14 protein-coding genes and 2 pseudogenes are annotated in these 15,785 nt (G+C 52.7%); 5 read left to right on the forward strand and 11 right to left on the reverse strand.

The window, feature by feature from the left end:
- Positions 1-16: 16 nt before the first annotated feature.
- From ACZRMS_RS21055 to ACZRMS_RS21075, 5 genes are all read right to left on the reverse strand, one after another.
- Positions 17-229 (reverse strand): tail protein X, encoded by a 213-nt coding sequence (locus tag ACZRMS_RS21055; protein WP_463996915.1) that lies wholly within the window; start codon positions 227-229, stop codon positions 17-19.
- Entirely contained in the window at positions 229-690 is a 462-nt protein-coding gene (locus ACZRMS_RS21060; protein WP_463996916.1) for a head completion/stabilization protein, read from the reverse strand. Before ACZRMS_RS21060 ends, ACZRMS_RS21055 begins: the two co-directional genes overlap by 1 nt.
- Before the next feature lie 120 nt (positions 691-810).
- Positions 811-1,512, reverse strand: coding sequence for a phage terminase small subunit (gene gpM / locus ACZRMS_RS21065; RefSeq protein ID WP_463996917.1), 702 nt, complete (start codon positions 1,510-1,512; stop codon positions 811-813).
- Between the two features lie 3 nt (positions 1,513-1,515).
- Positions 1,516-2,550, reverse strand: a complete 1,035-nt coding sequence (locus ACZRMS_RS21070; protein WP_463996918.1) for a phage major capsid protein, P2 family — start codon at positions 2,548-2,550, stop codon at positions 1,516-1,518.
- A 41-nt stretch (positions 2,551-2,591) separates the two neighbouring features.
- Positions 2,592-3,422 carry a GPO family capsid scaffolding protein gene (locus tag ACZRMS_RS21075; protein WP_463996919.1) on the reverse strand — a complete coding sequence of 277 codons (831 nt, stop codon included), beginning with the start codon at positions 3,420-3,422 and terminating at the stop codon, positions 2,592-2,594.
- Positions 3,423-3,590: 168 nt separating this feature from the next.
- Between ACZRMS_RS21075 and ACZRMS_RS21080 the strand changes: the two genes are divergently transcribed.
- Together ACZRMS_RS21080 and ACZRMS_RS21085 are read left to right on the forward strand one after the other, a co-directional pair.
- Positions 3,591-5,348, forward strand: coding sequence for a terminase ATPase subunit family protein (locus ACZRMS_RS21080; protein ID WP_463996920.1), 1,758 nt, complete (start codon positions 3,591-3,593; stop codon positions 5,346-5,348).
- The gene (locus ACZRMS_RS21085; RefSeq protein WP_463996921.1) at positions 5,348-6,370 is read left to right on the forward strand and encodes a phage portal protein; all 1,023 of its coding nucleotides are present in this window, start codon (positions 5,348-5,350) and stop codon (positions 6,368-6,370) included. The genes ACZRMS_RS21080 and ACZRMS_RS21085 overlap by 1 nt, the downstream gene beginning before the upstream one ends.
- A 303-nt stretch (positions 6,371-6,673) precedes the next feature.
- Here the strand turns inward: ACZRMS_RS21085 and ACZRMS_RS21090 are convergent, their stop codons facing one another.
- Positions 6,674-7,219 carry a hypothetical protein gene (locus tag ACZRMS_RS21090; protein WP_463996922.1) on the reverse strand — a complete coding sequence of 182 codons (546 nt, stop codon included), beginning with the start codon at positions 7,217-7,219 and terminating at the stop codon, positions 6,674-6,676.
- A 1,022-nt stretch (positions 7,220-8,241) separates the two neighbouring features.
- Between ACZRMS_RS21090 and ACZRMS_RS21095 the strand changes: the two are divergent.
- Both ACZRMS_RS21095 and ACZRMS_RS21100 read left to right on the forward strand, forming a co-directional pair.
- A pseudogene (locus ACZRMS_RS21095) lies at positions 8,242-8,487 on the forward strand (hypothetical protein); the annotation flags it as partial.
- Positions 8,472-9,424, forward strand: a pseudogene (locus ACZRMS_RS21100) (hypothetical protein). The pseudogenes ACZRMS_RS21095 and ACZRMS_RS21100, both read left to right, overlap by 16 nt.
- A gap of 66 nt (positions 9,425-9,490) precedes the next feature.
- On the opposite strand, the gene ACZRMS_RS21105 reads toward ACZRMS_RS21100, so the two are convergent.
- The 3 genes from ACZRMS_RS21105 to ACZRMS_RS21115 all read right to left on the reverse strand — a co-directional run bounded on the left by ACZRMS_RS21105 (position 9,491) and on the right by ACZRMS_RS21115 (position 12,710).
- A complete protein-coding gene (locus tag ACZRMS_RS21105; protein ID WP_463996923.1) occupies positions 9,491-10,174 on the reverse strand; it encodes a hypothetical protein in 684 nt (227 codons plus the stop codon).
- 58 nt (positions 10,175-10,232) lie between these two features.
- Complete coding sequence (locus ACZRMS_RS21110) at positions 10,233-11,156, reverse strand: hypothetical protein (protein ID WP_463996924.1); 924 nt, start codon at positions 11,154-11,156, stop codon at positions 10,233-10,235.
- Between the two features lie 768 nt (positions 11,157-11,924).
- Complete coding sequence (locus ACZRMS_RS21115) at positions 11,925-12,710, reverse strand: DUF5677 domain-containing protein (protein ID WP_463996925.1); 786 nt, start codon at positions 12,708-12,710, stop codon at positions 11,925-11,927.
- 979 nt (positions 12,711-13,689) lie between these two features.
- Here ACZRMS_RS21115 and ACZRMS_RS21120 point away from each other — a divergent pair.
- Positions 13,690-14,823, forward strand: a complete 1,134-nt coding sequence (locus tag ACZRMS_RS21120; protein WP_463996926.1) for a tyrosine-type recombinase/integrase — start codon at positions 13,690-13,692, stop codon at positions 14,821-14,823.
- Here the strand turns inward: ACZRMS_RS21120 and ACZRMS_RS21125 are convergent.
- Positions 14,801-15,085, reverse strand: a complete 285-nt coding sequence (locus ACZRMS_RS21125) for a pyocin activator PrtN family protein (RefSeq protein ID WP_463996927.1) — start codon at positions 15,083-15,085, stop codon at positions 14,801-14,803. The two genes, ACZRMS_RS21120 and ACZRMS_RS21125, sit on opposite strands and share 23 nt — an antisense overlap.
- Positions 15,086-15,278: 193 nt before the next feature.
- Positions 15,279-15,593 (reverse strand): hypothetical protein, encoded by a 315-nt coding sequence (locus ACZRMS_RS21130; protein WP_463996928.1) that lies wholly within the window; start codon positions 15,591-15,593, stop codon positions 15,279-15,281.
- Positions 15,594-15,785 lie beyond the last annotated feature (192 nt).

Genomic DNA, 15,785 nt, shown 5'->3' on the forward strand with positions numbered 1-15,785 from the left:
GAGGTTCTGCTGCGGTTCAGTCCCATAGGTTCACCATGTGCCGTTGCGGCGCAGCGGGCTGGGCGTCGGGCAGGTTGACGAGGGTGCCGTGGGGCAGGAACGGGCCGTGCTCCGCGAGACCGGGGTTGGCGTCCAGTACCGCCTCGGTCACGCCTGCGGTGCGGCCGTAATGACGCCAACACAGGGCGTCGACCGTGTCGTGTTGCTGGGTGCGAACGGTGGTGGTCATCAGATCAACTCCACAGTGCTGCGGTTGATGCCGAGAAAGTCGCGCACGGCCCAGCGCAGGTCGCGGCGGTAGTCGTCGATGGTGGGGGTCAGTTCTTCGGCGTTTTTGTTGCCGCTGTTGGTGCTGTCGTAAGAGCGGTAGCGCTCGCAGACTTCGGCGCCGGTACCGGCTTCAATGGCGCGGCGATACAGGTGGACCAGCACAGACACGTTCTGCACTTGTTCGGCAGGCACGTCGGTCAGCTTGCTGTAACCCGCTGCTTGTTGAAGGGTGCGCCAGTCTTTCAACTCGCGGTTGAGGTTGATTGCTGCGGTGATGCACGCGGTTTCCAGTCGGGCCGGGGTGACACTGGCGTCGATGCGCAAGGTGCCGCGCAGCGCGTCCAGGTCGATGGACGGCCAGAACGGGTCGGTGTTGATATGGCCGCCGGGTGTGCTGCCGCTGGCTACGAATCCGCTCATGCGCAAGCTCTAAATAGGTCGCCGGTGATCGGGGCATCACAGGGCTGTATCCCTTATGGGTCCTGTTCAGCTCCGAGCCGGCGGGGTGCGTGGGGACGCTCGGTTAACGGCAGCAGCTGTTCAGGCTGCCGCCGTGTGTTTTTTCAGAAGGCGCTCGGCGCCTTCCAGATCCTTTTTGCCGCCGCAGCCGTCGTGCAGTTCAATCGCTCGCTTGAGCAGGTCGATGCCCGCCTCAAGCTGGCCCGGTTGCCCGCGTGTATCGGCCGTAATCCCGACCAGCGTGGCGCGCCCGGATGCCAGATAGAGCTTGGCGCGGGCCTGATCGGGCATGTCCTGGTCTTCGGTCATTTCGAGCGTGCGGTACAGCACTGTACGGTCGAAGCTGTGGTCTCCCGCCTTCTGTGCCTTGAGTGCGGCGCTGGCAATTTCTTCTGCCACCAAACAACCGGTGGTGCGTTCGAAGCGATCCGGCATTACCAGTTTGTGTTTGAGCACATAGGCCGCCAGATCCAGTGCGCCCGAGTAGTCGCCCGCATCGATCCGCCAGACCATCACGGTGGTCATGACTTCGTCCTGCGCGCCGTTACCGGCTTCAAGCACGCCTTCGACGTAGGGGATGTACTCGGGCAACAGCTGCAGCTTGAGCGTGGCTTTGCCTTCGTTGGACTGGATGGCCTTCAGGCGCAGCCGGTCCTGCAGCAGTTGGTTGAGCTGATGTTCGTAGGCGGTGGCGCCCGCCATTGATTGCAGGGGCGCGGTTTTCGCCGACTCCATCGCCGCACGGGCACGGCGTTGGTGGGCCTGGGCAAGGCTGAGGGCCATGGGTTAAGCCTCGCTCTCTGGATCAGGTTCAGCGGCGTCCACCGGGGTGATGTTTTCCAGCAGGCAACCGAGGCCGTAGTCCTCAACCACGTAGGCGTCGTTCGACGATTCGTAGTTGCTGATGCGGTTCCATTCCGGCTCTTCTTTCAGGTAGCGGCGGCGGGCCATGAGTTGCCAGTAGACCGACAGGTTGGCGAAGGTGGTGATCAGCACGGCGCCTTCGGGCATATAAGGCACTTCGTACAGCGGCAGGCCGCCGACACGGCGTTGCGAGATGATCAGGTCGCTGGCCAGGGTGTTGGTGGCGTCCTGTTCTCTGTTGACCAAGGCCAGGAATTTGTCATGCACCAGTTCGCGCCCGGTCAGCACCACAAGGCCCGGATTGCGGCGATACCACGGGTCGAGCAACTGAATGGCGTCATACACCAGGGCGTCGATGTTTTTGAAGTCGCCGTTTTTGCCGATACGGATTTTGCCTTTCTCGGCACCTTCCTGAAGTACGCGGTCGGGGGCATGCACGCGGTACTGCTCAAGCCAGCCGATGTTGACGTCTTCCAGCAGCGGGTTTTCGACGCGGTCGGTTTGTTCTGCAGCTTTGACGCCGTAGAAACCGATTTGAATGCGGTCCAACGCTTGGCGCTGGGCAATGGCGCCCGACAGACGCGTCTGGAAGTCCGGGAATTTGGCCCAGGCATCGAGCTGGCGATAGGTGACAAAGGTGTCGAAGTCGGTTTTCTCGGCCTTGTACTTGTCGCTCGACAGGGTGCCGATGCTGCGGGGTTCGCGGGCTTTGACGTTGGTGTTGGTTCGGCCGGCAATGGTGCTGCCAACGCCCAGTCCGACTTTTTCGCCTTCCTGCTCATCAACGCCAATGATGTTGATTTTGCCCAGGAATTCGCTCGATTCCTGAATCTTGGTTTCGAGCTTTTGCTGGACGCTCGGGTCGACGTTAAACGTGGCGTTGGCAGATTCGACGCCATTGAGTTTGGCCACTTGGCCAAGGTAGCCAGTAAAGAGTTTTCGGGTGTCGTTGCGCATGGGTGTCTCCGGTCGTGGACAGGCGTATATGGGCCGTCAGCTCAGAATTCAGCCAGTGCCTGGCTGCCGCCGCCGGTTACCGGGGGGCGTGCGAGTTGGGAGTGATCCTGAGTGTTGCCGAGGGTGGTTTTGAGCGTGCTCAAGTCCGTGCTGAGCTGCTGCACTTGGGCGCGCAGCTCGGTGTTGCGGGTTTGCTCGGCAGTGAATTGCTCTCCGAGGCTTTTGCCATGTTCGGCAATGGCTTCGACGGCTTGGCCAATGGCGCCGAATTCGCTGTCGTCCTTGGCTTCTTTACGCTTGAGCAGGTCTTGAACCTTGCTGAAAAGCTGGGCACCGATGCTGGGTTTTACCTCGACTTCTTCAAACGTGAGGGTGGTTTCCAGTGCCTCGGTAAACATTGAGGTCGCGGAGTAGTGGCGGTTTTTGAAGGGGCTGGATTCGGGCTTTTGCGCCGAGAAGGCCAGCACGTCAGTGCCCAGGCTGGCCGGCGAATCGGTCACGGCCAAACCGACGATGTAGGCCTCGCCGGTGTCGGCAAAGCTGTCGTCAATCTCGATGGAGCTGTAGATTTTTTGCTTGGCCTTGTTCAGGGCGATCAGCTCGGGGGTGGGTTCGACCTGAGCGAACAGGGCCAGTTTTTTCTGGCCGTTGATATCGATTTCGTCGGTCTTCACAGCGAGTACATCGCCGTAGGCTTTGAACGGGCTGTCGGGCAGCAGGCTGCGAAAGTGTTCCAGCCAGATGCGAGCGCCGTAGGTGGCCGGGTTGAAGTTTTTCGCGGCCTGTTCCAGCCAGGCGCGCTTGATGGTGCGTTTGTCAGAGGTCGCGCCCTCTACGGCGACACAGAACCAATTACTGCGAAACTTTTTCATGCCGAGAATCCTCAGTGCGTGGGGCGCGTTCCTGTCGGAAAAAATGCGCTGCAATGAGGGGCATGGTCGGGACGCGCGCGTGTTGCGGCAACGAGGCGCCCTTGTAGGGCTGGGGATTACAAGCGGGGCTGCTACTGAGTAGAGGGCGCGGGCGGCAGCATCGCGGCCATGACTACGACCGCTTTGTTACCCATGGACGCCCGCCGCCAATCCAAGTTTCTGTACTGGATGGGTTGGCGCATCTGTGAGATCGCCGAGGCTACGGGCGAAAAAGAGAAAACGCTACACAGCTGGAAGACCCGCGACGAGTGGGATCGGGCGGATAACGTCGAGCGAATCGGTGGTGCGCTGGAGGCACGGCTGGTGCAGTTGATCCTCAAAGAGGGCAAGACCGGCGGGGATTTTAAGGAGATCGATCTGCTGCACCGCCAGCTGGAGCGGCAGGCGCGCATTGTGCGGTACCAGGGCGGCGGTACCGAAACCGACCTCAACCCGAACCTGGCCAAGCGCAACAGCGAGCCGAAGAGAAAAGCGGTCAAGAACGAGATCAGCGAAGACCACATCGAGCTGCTGCGTGAAGCGTTTATCGATGGCTGCTTCGACTATCAGAAAGACTGGTACCGGGCAGGGAATCAACGCACCAGGGTTATTCTCAAAAGCCGGCAGATCGGCGCCACTTACTACTTTGCCCGTGAGGCGTTTCTCGATGCGCTGGAAACCGGGCGTAATCAGATTTTTCTTTCGGCTTCGAAGAACCAGGCCTACTTGTTCAGGGGCTACATTCTGGCGTTTGTGCGTGAGGTCTGTGGGATCGAGCTAACCGGTGACCCGATTGTGTTGCCCAACGGCGCCGAGCTGCATTTTTTGGGTACCAACGCCCGGACGGCCCAGGGCTACCACGGCAACTTCTACTTTGATGAGTTCTTCTGGACGTTCAAGTTTGAGGAGCTGAACAAGGTCGCTTCGGGCATGGCGCTGCACAAGAAGTGGCGCAAAACCTATTTCTCGACGCCTTCCAGCATGGCCCATGAGGCGTATACCTTCTGGACGGGGGAGCGTTTCAACAAGGGCTTACCCGCTGCGCAACACACCAAAGTTGATGTGTCACACGGCAGCCTGCAGCAAGGGAGGTTCTGTGAGGATCGATTGTGGCGGCAGATCGTGACCATCCTTGACGCGGAGCGGGGTGGTTGCGACCTGTTCGATATTGAGGAAATACGCCACGAGTACAGCCCGGAGGCGTACACCAACCTGTTGATGTGCGAGTTTATCGACGACGGCGCGAGCATCTTTCCACTGGCCCTGCTGCAGACGTGCATGGTCGATAGCTGGGTCGAATGGGCCGAAGACTACAAGCCCTTTGCCTCACGGCCGTTTGGCGACAGACAGGTCTGGATCGGTTACGACCCTGCCGAGACGGGGGACTGCTCGGGGCTGGTGGTGTGCGCGCCGCCCCTGGTACCAGGCGGTAAATTCCGCGTGCTGGAGCGGCATCAGTTCCGAGGCATGGATTTCGCGGCGCAGGCGGCCTTTATCAAAAGCGTCTGCGACCGCTACTGGGTGACCTACATCGGCATCGATGTCACCGGCTTGGGCAGTGGCGTCGCGCAGCTGGTGCGCCAGTTCTTCCCCAACGTCACCACCTTCAGCTATTCGCCGGAAGTCAAAACCCGCCTGGTGCTCAAAGCCTATGACGTGATCCACAACGGTCGGCTGGAGTTCGACGCAGGGTGGACCGATATGGCGCAGTCGCTGATGGCCATCCGCAAAACCGTCACCGCAGGCGGTCGCCAATACACCTACACCGCAGGGCGCAACGACACCACCGGCCACGCCGATCTGGCCTGGGCGCTCTTTCACGCATTGCACAACGAACCGCTGGAGGGGCAGACCACTGCCAATACCGGGCGGATGGAGATATTTTGATGAACGATAAACCGGCTGATATTGCGCCTCAAGTTGCAGGCGGCAGAGTTAATCAGGCTATTCAGGCATTCAGCTTTGGTGAACCAACCCCGGTGCTGGGTGGTCGGGCGGTGTTTGATTATCTGGAGTGCTGGTTTAACGGGCGTTGGTATGAGCCGCCGTTGTCGCTGGACGGGCTGTCGCGCTCGGTGGGTTCCAGTGTGCATTTGCACTCGGGCCTGACCTTCAAACGCAACTTGCTGAGTAAGACCTTTATCCCGCACCGGCTGTTGTCACGGGCTGCGTTTGAGCAGTTTGCGCTGGATTTTTTGAGTCTGGGCAATGGGTATATCGAGGCGCGACGTTCAATGCTGGGGTCGACCTTTCAACTGAAACCGGCGCTGGCCAAGTACATGAGGGCAGGGCGGGACGGTCGCTATTTTCTGGTTCAGGGGTGGAAGGAAGAGCACGAATTCGACGGGGGCAGCATCTTCCACCTGCGCGAGGCTGATCTGCACCAGGAGGTGTACGGATTACCGGAATGGATTAGCGCCCTGCAGTCGGCGTTGCTCAACGAGTCGGCGACGTTGTTTCGCCGCAAGTACTACGAAAACGGCAGCCACGCGGGCTTCATCCTCTACATGACTGACCCCGCGCAGAACGAATCCGATGTCGATGCCCTGCGTAAAGCGCTGAAGGACTCCAAGGGGCCGGGCAACTTCCGCAACCTGTTTGTCTACTCGCCTAACGGCAAAAAGGACGGGATTCAGCTGATCCCGGTTAGTGAGGTCGCGGCCAAAGACGAATTTAGCTCGATTAAAAATCAGACCCGCGACGACGTGCTGGCCAGCCTGCGCATACCGCCGCAGTTGATGGGCATCGTGCCGCAGAACGCGGGTGGGTTTGGCTCGATTCGGGAGGCTGCCGAGATTTATGTAGCGAATGAGTTGGAGCCGGTTCAAGCGCGGATGACGCAGTTGAATGACTGGCTGGGGGAGGAGGTGGTGAGGTTTAAGCCGTATGAAATCGCCGGGGCCTCATAAAGCCCCAGGCGGTTAAAAAAGCAATAATCCGGTGAGCAAAGATTGGATTCTGAGCGGGAAATATCGGTCTGGCCAAGTGCTCAAAATAGCATCGCCAGCACAATAAAAGCCTAAGCGAGCTGTATTATATTTGTATTCGATAATCAGTCAGAGCTAGTAAGGTCTAATTGTTTTTATTGTTCATTTACTAAGTCCGGATTCGGGTTTTTCAACTCTCAATTTTGTCTCTGAGTTTGCTTCGGCAGCTTGTATGGTGATAAATTAAAATGAGAAAATTTAGTTGCTGTTTTTTTTGCCTTTCGACTAGTTATAAATATTTGAAGCTGCTTCTTTTAAAACTAGTTTGAGGTTATCTATGTCGCCTTTATTAATAAGCATGTTGGCTTTGCTTAAAGTTTGGTAGCAGCTTTCTCGCGCTTCAATATTGTTTTGTCCATGTGTAGCGATCTCTCCAATTTGGGAGGTTAGATCTCTGCATGTATTGCTTTCCTTAACTTGATCCTTAATAGATATCTTAAGACTCATATTGAGTAGCGCTATCTGGCTTTCAAAGCGCAGATGCACATTTTTCATTTCGAATTTGTCAAGAGCTTTGTCTAGCTTTGATCGTGCCTTTTCACCTTTAATATTGTCTATTTCCATTCTCAATTCTTTTAGAGCACCTGAGTTCATTATATCTGAAGTGTTTTTTGCAGATTCTAATTTTGACGTTATTTTTTTGATTGTTTTATTAGAGACATCATTGTTGTCGGTCTTGCAGCGAATGGCATCTATTAGAGAATGGTTGTTTTGAATAATCACAATTGGGGCCTTGATTTGAGTTATTTCTGCTGCGTCAAATGTAGACATGACGTACAGGCTTCGGTGTTGAACACTGGCTTCAAAGCGCTATTGGCGAGAAGCAGTGCCTTTATACAGATGACTTCTGATAGCAAGCTTTCATTTTTCGATCATTTCTTATCTGCGGTGTTGTGTTGACAAATAAAACCAAGGAGCCCTATGCATTGGACGCCGGAGTCGCTGCGGATCGCCGTCAGGCGGTTTTTTCTCACTGTAAAACACTCAATCGAAACGCACCCCACAAAGCGTTGAGAGCGTACACGCGACCCGTTCGGTGTGTTACTTGATTGGTGGCAGCTATGGTTTGGTGCCTCTTGTGCGGGCTATTAGAGACTCAGGAGGCGGACCTGTCCCCCGTCAGCGTACGCCTTATCGCGCGCCGTCGTCCCCCCACCTCGCCTGCGGGCTATATAGGTGTTTTTTTCTGCACTTCCGCACCAGGCTCTCAGCGGGCTGGGCTGTTGGCTGGCTTGAGGATTTTTGGGGGGGGATAAGCCTGCGAATCCCTGCATGGTTAGTGCTTTTATGGCAAAGGTCTTTTGCAGCGGCGGTGAGGGGGTACCCAGGACCTATGGCAGGAATTCTCAGGGACGTCGACGGAAACAGGTAATTCGTCCGGCAAGGGCCTCGATACGGTATTGGAAGCCCCGTGTTTGTTGGCTTTGGTGTATTACACAGAGAAGTTATTTTGAGTGATGTGCAAGGTAATTTAATCGTAAATGATTGATTTGTAAGGGGCTGAGCCTTATAGGTAATTACTTAATAAGAGAGTAATTTGATTACTTCTAAGTTACTCGGATATTACCTGTAGCTATCGGCTGTCACCCATTGAATCCGTGCGTTTCAGAGGTTTTCCAAAAACTCTTACCGTTCTTACCTTTTTCCGATGGCTTCCCCTAAAAAACACACATGCCCTGTCAGGCAGTAGATTCGCAGATTGACGCACAATCCGCTTTTAGGCCGCACGCGCGGTGCTGGTGGTGCAACTGCAGCAGTTATCAGCCTGGCCCGGGGTTTAGCATTTCCGCCCCGACCCGATCTGGCAGCAGCAGGGTGACGGCGAAGTCTTTGTGGGCAGTTGGGCCGACAGCTTTTTTGGTGCCCGGGACCCGCTGCAGTTGCCAATCGAATTGTTTGACGGCTACCAGGGCAATGAAAGCGCCATGGTCGCCGCCATGCCAGGCATTCGCCCTGGTGCAACCTTTAACCAGGCACAACGCATCGTTTCGGTGTCGCTGGCCGCGAATCAAATGGGTTTGAAGTGGAAGAAGCAATAAAACGTGCCGTAGAACGTCAATTCCCCGAGCTGAGCGGCGGCTACCACCTGCCCAGATTCGCCCTGGTGCAAGGCGTGGCCGATGCCCCGGCCCAGTCCGGCATCTGCGACAACTTCCGGCCCCGGTACGCGGTAGACCTGCAGGTACTGGCCGAAGACGGCGAACCCGACCCCAACCTGCCGATCCTGGCCGGTGTACCGCTGCCAGTGCCCGTGGGCGGTGATGAGATGGGCAAGGCACCATGGTGGTGGTCAACTTCGCCTACGGCATGCCCAGCAAGCCCTTTATCCAGACCATCTTGCCCCACGGCCTGAGCCTGCCCAAGGTGCCCAAAGGGGATCAGGTATGGCAGCACAGCGAAACCGCCCAACAGCGCGTGGACGCCGACGGCAACTGGTCGCGGCAGACCGATGGCCGCATACAGGACTTTTCAGCTGATCGCGAAATTCAGGCTCTGGACAACCAGGAGCACTATCAAAGCCACACCCAAGAAGTGGATGACCATTCAAAAGAGACGGTCGGCGGTATAAAAACACTCGAAGCGATGGGTGCAATGAAACTGCTTTCAGGCGGGTCAATGAGCGTGGCGGCTGTAGATGACTTGCACCAGGCAACGGGCCGCGACCTTAATCTGGTGGTTGGGGATAAGTACAACGCCACCGTGGGTGGCGATATGCAGGAGCGGATCGAAGGCCTGCGCAAGAGCGTGGCGGGGGAGGGCCAGCGGTTGATCGCGCCTAAAAACTGGATCGGCTCTGAGAGCGTGAACCTGTTTCAGGTGGTGTGTGATTTGCTCGACCTGGTGCAGGAGATGAACGTGCAACTGGCGGGGCATACGCATGGGGCTACGCCTGTACCAGCAAATGCTACGGCTTTTTCTTCTGCAGCGAATATAGCTAATAATTTGAATGTTAAACTCGAAGCCGTAAAGCTTTAGTCAAGTTAAACAGTACTAACCCTTTGACGCTCTGGGCATTCCCATTGATAAAAAATCCCCCTGACTTTACAAGTCCAAAAAATTATTACGAGCTTTGGCGTTTTTTTCTAGCATGTTTTTGTAATTTATATCGTCCTCAGTGCATCCTGCAGCCCTAGCTAGCTCGTCAGAGGATAACTTTTCAGTTTCGTTCTTTAAGGTGCTTTGGCACGCTAGCCATGTTCTTGTTCCGATATTTGTCAGGTTTAAGAGATGTAATGAGTACGGGTAACCATTTGTTGGGGTTTTTGATGTTCTCATGATGATAAGTAACTTGTTTATTTCTTCTATGTTCTGCAGTGCCAGTTGAATCCAGTGGCGTTGTTCTTTGTTGAATTTATGTGCGACGTCAGTAAAGTATTCAGCCAGAAATAAGGAGCTAATGCTGGCTGGAAATTGATGACTGACAGAAGTCTCCTGTAATGCTATGTTTTCGGAAGCTCGATAGGCTTCTTTGATTAGGAGTTGAACGGATTCTTGTAGTCGGCCTATATCCTCTTTGCAACACATGGTTTTATTGGATTCTGTTTTGTTTTCCTTTGATCTTGAAACAAGTTGAGTTAGAAAGAAACCTACGACCGCGCCTGATAAGGTTCCGATGAGTGGTATGAATTTCTCTATCGGGCCTTTCTCCTTCGCTAACTCTGCTAGTTGCGATGCTTGTGCTATCTGCAAGTATTGAAGGCACTGGTTGAAGTTCTCGATATCCATGTGTGGCCTGCCTGTAAATGTTGCAATAAGTGTATTTGCGATTTTTTTGGTGATAGCGCTACTTTGAGGTTATTGCATTGCTTATGTGTCTTTTTTCTATGTTGGAAATGGGTTCATTTTTTTTAGTTAATGTGACTCTCACATCATCCCAATCTAGGAAAATAATAATTGGTTCACTTTCATGCCCATTGTTTTCTGAGGAAAATACGCCAAGCGGGAAAGAATTGCCATTGTTGATGGCAGCGTATTTATCTAAAGTTTCTATAGTGGTTGAGCGTGCGCTTGTAATTGATTCAGCTATAAGTTTTCTAGCTGAATCTTGTATGTTGCTGATCGCCCCCATATAAGATCTAGCTGCTTTTTTTAAATCAATTTTCTCAGGCAGCTTTTCTAGAAGTTTTTTTTCGAAACGATCATTCTCAGCAAATCGTGCTCTCAAGGCATAGAAGTCTGTGTTGTAGACACGGCTTACGGCTTTTCCTTCTTCATTTCTAATCCAAGTGTCAGGGCCGGTTACGCCATGTACTGCAAGTCCGCTATGCGAAACATGATTCCTTAGCTTCTCCATTAAATGATAATCTAAAGATTCATCATAGTGTTTGCTTTTTAGTGTGCTGATCGTTTCTTTGACTTCTGCTGTGTTTTTTACGCACTTTGAAGCCATGCTGTGAATTAGTTCGGTGTACATCTTTCCAGCTAATATAAAGTTGACCAGTCTACGATTTACAGTGCTGTTAAGGGTGTAGGCCCGATTGTAATCGAAACTATTATCTATCACTCTTTCCATAGTGATGGATAGTAGTTCCTTTTCTAGATCCATGAAGTTCCCTAGTACTAGTTCGTATTTTTCTTCAATGCTAAGGGCGGCAGAAAGAAAACCTTTAGCTTCGATAAGCTCAAAATACTCAGCTTCGCTAATTTCGAGCTTCGGATTGTTGTCAAAATCGACAAGTTTTAGGTGGTATTTTATAGGTGTGCTCATATGCAACTTCCTGCTTATCTGAGATTAATTTCTAGCTGTTCAAGGATTACAATTCTAACCCGGGTAGTGGCATATGGCTATGCATTTCTACGCTAGAAAAGCTCAGGCCACCTGTTAACAAGTTTGTCGCAAGGGAGTGTATGACTCCTTCTATTTAAATCTTGAGCAAGTAAATAATAATGTAGTGGTGTGGTTTTCTCATCTGCACTTTACGCTTCATTGAAATTTGAGGCGGAGAAGAATAATTTGCTAGAAAAGCACTTATCCCCCTCCCGCCGACGGGCCTTGTGTCCTTTTTTTGTGCAAATCCGGATGTAGTGTAAACGAACCTGCAGCCCAGGCTGGCTGTGGGCCTCTGCAGAGGATCGGCAATTGCACAGAATGCAAAGTTTTGCAGGGAAATGAAGCACGCTTACACATTGGTGTGCGAGGCGGTCACGGAGCGGGACACGGTCAAGTGCCCGGATTCATTGGGTGAAAATATTAAAATGTGGGTTTCGGTGTATTTTCAAAAGCGCACACGATCTTTTTCGGGCGGGTATTGATGGTATGCGGGGAGAGGCTGAATTCCCTGTGTACCACGACTGACGGGATTTGTAGCGTATTTGGTGGATTTCACGGGACTGCACACTGTCGAAGATCAGATTCGTCCTCATGAGGTCAGTTCAGGTCCGCCGAAAATTATCGTTTTGTTGAGATCTATTCTTAACAAGGCATGAGGATCCATCAGAAGTTACAATAGAAACATCGTAATTGTTGAAGTGAACATCAGCCCCATAAATTATGGGCTTCATCTATCGTTAGATACTCCTCCCATAGCTTTGAGCCAACTTCACTTGTTTTTGAATTTATAACGCCCAATTTTTCACATGCAAAGCAAGACATCAGAATTCCGATACAGGCGCTAAGTACGGCTTTAGGCGTGTATTCCAAGACCGGGCGGAACTGGGCGTGCACTTGTTTTTCGCTTGACTCAATGAGGTAGGGGTCAACGGCTGATAATGATGGATGTGCTGCATGATGGGATAGGTGTCTATATAAGCCATCGTATGCAGCTAACGTGTTGCCTTTTTGCGCTAACGCAAAAATTTTAATGTCAATTGCCCCGGCATTTTCCTCAATGAATTTCCTTAATGTGTCTTCATAGGGGGCGATCCCAGGATACGTACTTTTTCTGTTTAAAAGAGCGTTGGCATGAGATCTCCTCGATGCCCCATCTTGGCTTGCTAGTTCCGCTGGCGTGACAACACCTTCCGCAAGTGCATTGAGAACAAAAAAAGTCTCAATCAGACTTCTACAAATTACCATCGACTCGATCGTCATTCCCCCCTCTGCCAAACATATTGCAGCCTGGAAGTGAGAGATGCTGCGCGCAAAGAAAAGCCGCGAGGCCAGCCCAGTTTTTGACTCGGAATCAGGTAAGAGCTGAGATATTTGTAATGCGTATTTGGAGCAAGCACTCGCAAAGGCGAACAGTTTCATGTGTTTTTCGTGTTGCTGTTTTCTTATGGCAGCTCCGCTTTCTCCCGTGAAGCCTTCAGTATCAAAATTCATTTAAACTCCTAAAACGCAATTTTTCATCAGGCGACATTCGGACAAACGCATCAGTTGAAGGTGGATGGTTGCTGAGGGTGGTACGAAAGAGGAGCAGAATCAAGGGTGCATGCCTGATTACCTTTGATTTCAGGAGGCAGCTTTCGTGGTTCCAACTCATCAATGGTTGGAAACACCCCTTGAAGAAGGGAAATCCCGGGTAGCCGTCAAAAGTAGCTATTTTTAGCCACCCCCAGCAGAACGGGATGATTAATGCTCTACAGCCCTTGCAGAACGTGGCTTTGATACATGGCGACAAAATGGTCAGGAGGACTATTTAGAAAGGTATTTAAGTATGAAACCTATATAAATCAGGTGGTTGACGTGGTTAGCAAAATACCAGTCCTGATAGCCCCATAAATAGCTGGGGTGGTCTGGAAAATAGGGTTGATGAAAGCTCTGAAAGCCTTTGTCTCTGTGGGTTAGAGAGTAGGTAAGAAAATAAAATATCTTTAATAGTCACTTTAAATCTCAACCGGAGAATTCATTCAGGCCGGTGGGAAAGCTCTGTCTGACGTGCTCGACTCTACAGTCCCGACCATACCGCTTGAGGGTGCATGGGATGAGATAGATGCATTGGGTAGATGTATTGGGTCGATATTGTTTGCTGCACTGGATGTGCTGTGAGCGACGAGAAGGCTCAAGACTGGGACTTTAAGGGGAGAGAGGTAAAAGTTGGCTGGTACGAAAATGGTACAGAGAAAAATTAAGTAGGGCGTAAACCCTTGTTTTAAAGGGGCTGGTGGCTCAGTCCGTATCATCCATCATGGGGGCAACAGAAAACCTCCTAGATACCAGATTTGCTGCTGAGCCTAGGTTTTCTGCGGGTTTGGTGGGCATTCTGGTAACTCTCGTTTACTTCTGTTTACCGTTGTTTTTGCTTGTTTTTGAATGCTCGTTGCTACAATGTAGCAAATCCGAATATTCGTGTAGCAAAATCATGGGCACTATCACCGTTCGCAAGCGCAAGGATGGATCGACGGGTTACACCGCGCAGATCCGCATCATGCAAAAGGGTGTGACAGTTTATCAGGAAAGCCAGACGTTCGACCGCAAGGCGACCGCTCAGGCCTGGATCAAACGTGTCGAAACCGAAATGTCAGCTCCTGGTGCAATCGAGAAGGCCAACCGATCAGGTGTTACGGTCAAGGAAATGATCGAACGCTACCTTTTGGAGTACGAAAAGCTCAGGCCGTTGGGCAAGACAAAGCGCGCCACGCTCAGAGCTATCAGTGAGACTTGGCTGGGTAAGCTCGAGGATAGGGAGATCACCAGCCAGAAACTGGTTGAGTACGCTGATGGACGAATGATGAATGACGGGATTCAGGCTCAGACTGTGGGTAATGACCTTGCCCACTTAGGAGCGGTGCTTTCAGTGGCGCGGCCAGCCTGGGGGTATGACATCGACCCGATGGCTATGCCGGATGCGCGTAAGGTTCTGCGCAAGATGGGTGCGGTGACTCGCAGCAAGGAGAGGAACCGTCGCCCAACACTGGAAGAGCTGGATAAGCTGTTTGAGTATTTCAGCGAAATGCGGGATAGGCGCAAGCAAGAAATCGACATGGTGCGCGTCACCGCGTTTGCTTTGTTCTCTACCCGCCGGCAGGAAGAGATCACTCGCATCAAATGGAATGCCCTGGACGAGGCCCGTCAAATGGTTCTGGTCACCGATATGAAAAACCCGGGCCAGAAGTATGGCAATGACGTTTGGTGTCACGTGCCTGATGAAGCGTGGCGAATCATGCAGTCCATGCCGAAGGTTGCGGAAGATATCTTCCCCTACAACTCCCGCTCGATCTCTGCGTCATTTACGCGTGCTTGCCACTTTCTTGGAATCGAAGATTTGCACTTTCATGACCTTCGTCATGATGGTGTGAGCCGTCTATTTGAGATGGGTTGGGATATCCCGAAAGTTGCCTCTGTTTCCGGCCACCGGGATTGGAACTCGATGCGCAGATATACGCATTTGAAGGGGGAGGGAGACCACTATAAAGACTGGCCTTGGCTGGAACGGATAATAGCGGGCCCCATTATTGAGGCCCGGAAGCGAATCAAAAAACGCGACGAAGACTAGAGTTGCGCATCAGCTTGTCATGCTCGGTGCGCGCGCGATTGTGCTGAGCATCGAGATACGCCGCCAAGTCATTAAGGTGAACCCCTCGCGCGGACTTCTGGCTGCGCTCCATCGGTACCAGGGGAAGGTCGATTTGGCCAGACGTCACTTTCATTTTCATCTTCTCGGGCGTCAGGTGGCTGAAGTAATCAGCGCATACCCGTTCGAGTGGGATGATCGCTTGGCCACCGTACTGTGCCAAAAGCAGGAATTGTGTGTTCATGGTTATATCTCCATGCCGCTTCGATTGTCGGTAGTGGGTTGTTGAGTTTTTTCAGGTTTGGCGCTTGAAGTCAGTGCACCTCACGATGACTGTGCTGATGTCGCGCTGAATCGGCGGCATGGCTTTAAAGGGAAGGGCGCTGCAGTCGTGGCGGGCGTGCTGGCAAGTGCAGCACATGCTTTGGGTTGGTGGGTCATGGCGTAACTAGTCGACGTGCCCAGCTCACGCAAGGTCCGTCTTCGGTATCGACGATCCCGATCAGGAACCACTCCGGGGCAGGTGCGACAGGGTCCCAGCCGAGGCAGTGAAACTCACCGTCGTCATAGGGGTGATGACCGTCGATATCAGCCTTCATGTGCCACTGCTGCAGCACCAGGCACTGCTCAGCGATCCAGGCTTTGAAGGCCGCGTAGTCCTCATCGAAGTCGGGCAGATCGGGATGATCCCACCAGCCGTCTTCATCCCGCACGACAGCAACAGGCTGGATCAAAACAGTTTCTTCAGGCATGACTTCGTCCTTGCCGCTATAGCGGCTGACTTTGAATTGGGGGAGTTACTGCTTTTACTGGAGTAAACTGCCCTGCTTTAGCAAAGGGAGTTGTGTAGTGGTCTAATGAAACCGGACACCCATTTAGGCGAGAATGCTCGCCAGAACGAGGTGTCAGATGACCAAACAACGCCGTACCTTTTCCCCTGAATT

The organism is Pseudomonas sp. B424 (assembly GCF_055408345.1).

Excerpts from the sequence above, each read along its gene's own strand:
- ACZRMS_RS21055 (WP_463996915.1), bottom strand. The coding sequence starts at position 229 with ATGACCACCACCGTTCGCACCCAGCAACACGACACGGTCGACGCCCTG.
- ACZRMS_RS21060 (WP_463996916.1), bottom strand. The coding sequence starts at position 690 with ATGAGCGGATTCGTAGCCAGCGGCAGCACACCCGGCGGCCATATCAAC.
- gpM (WP_463996917.1), bottom strand. The coding sequence starts at position 1,512 with ATGGCCCTCAGCCTTGCCCAGGCCCACCAACGCCGTGCCCGTGCGGCG.
- ACZRMS_RS21070 (WP_463996918.1), bottom strand. The coding sequence starts at position 2,550 with ATGCGCAACGACACCCGAAAACTCTTTACTGGCTACCTTGGCCAAGTG.
- ACZRMS_RS21075 (WP_463996919.1), bottom strand. The coding sequence starts at position 3,422 with ATGAAAAAGTTTCGCAGTAATTGGTTCTGTGTCGCCGTAGAGGGCGCG.
- ACZRMS_RS21080 (WP_463996920.1), top strand. The coding sequence starts at position 3,591 with ATGACTACGACCGCTTTGTTACCCATGGACGCCCGCCGCCAATCCAAG.
- ACZRMS_RS21085 (WP_463996921.1), top strand. The coding sequence starts at position 5,348 with ATGAACGATAAACCGGCTGATATTGCGCCTCAAGTTGCAGGCGGCAGA.
- ACZRMS_RS21090 (WP_463996922.1), bottom strand. The coding sequence starts at position 7,219 with ATGTCTACATTTGACGCAGCAGAAATAACTCAAATCAAGGCCCCAATT.
- ACZRMS_RS21105 (WP_463996923.1), bottom strand. The coding sequence starts at position 10,174 with ATGGATATCGAGAACTTCAACCAGTGCCTTCAATACTTGCAGATAGCA.
- ACZRMS_RS21110 (WP_463996924.1), bottom strand. The coding sequence starts at position 11,156 with ATGAGCACACCTATAAAATACCACCTAAAACTTGTCGATTTTGACAAC.
- ACZRMS_RS21115 (WP_463996925.1), bottom strand. The coding sequence starts at position 12,710 with ATGAATTTTGATACTGAAGGCTTCACGGGAGAAAGCGGAGCTGCCATA.
- ACZRMS_RS21120 (WP_463996926.1), top strand. The coding sequence starts at position 13,690 with ATGGGCACTATCACCGTTCGCAAGCGCAAGGATGGATCGACGGGTTAC.
- ACZRMS_RS21125 (WP_463996927.1), bottom strand. The coding sequence starts at position 15,085 with ATGAACACACAATTCCTGCTTTTGGCACAGTACGGTGGCCAAGCGATC.
- ACZRMS_RS21130 (WP_463996928.1), bottom strand. The coding sequence starts at position 15,593 with ATGCCTGAAGAAACTGTTTTGATCCAGCCTGTTGCTGTCGTGCGGGAT.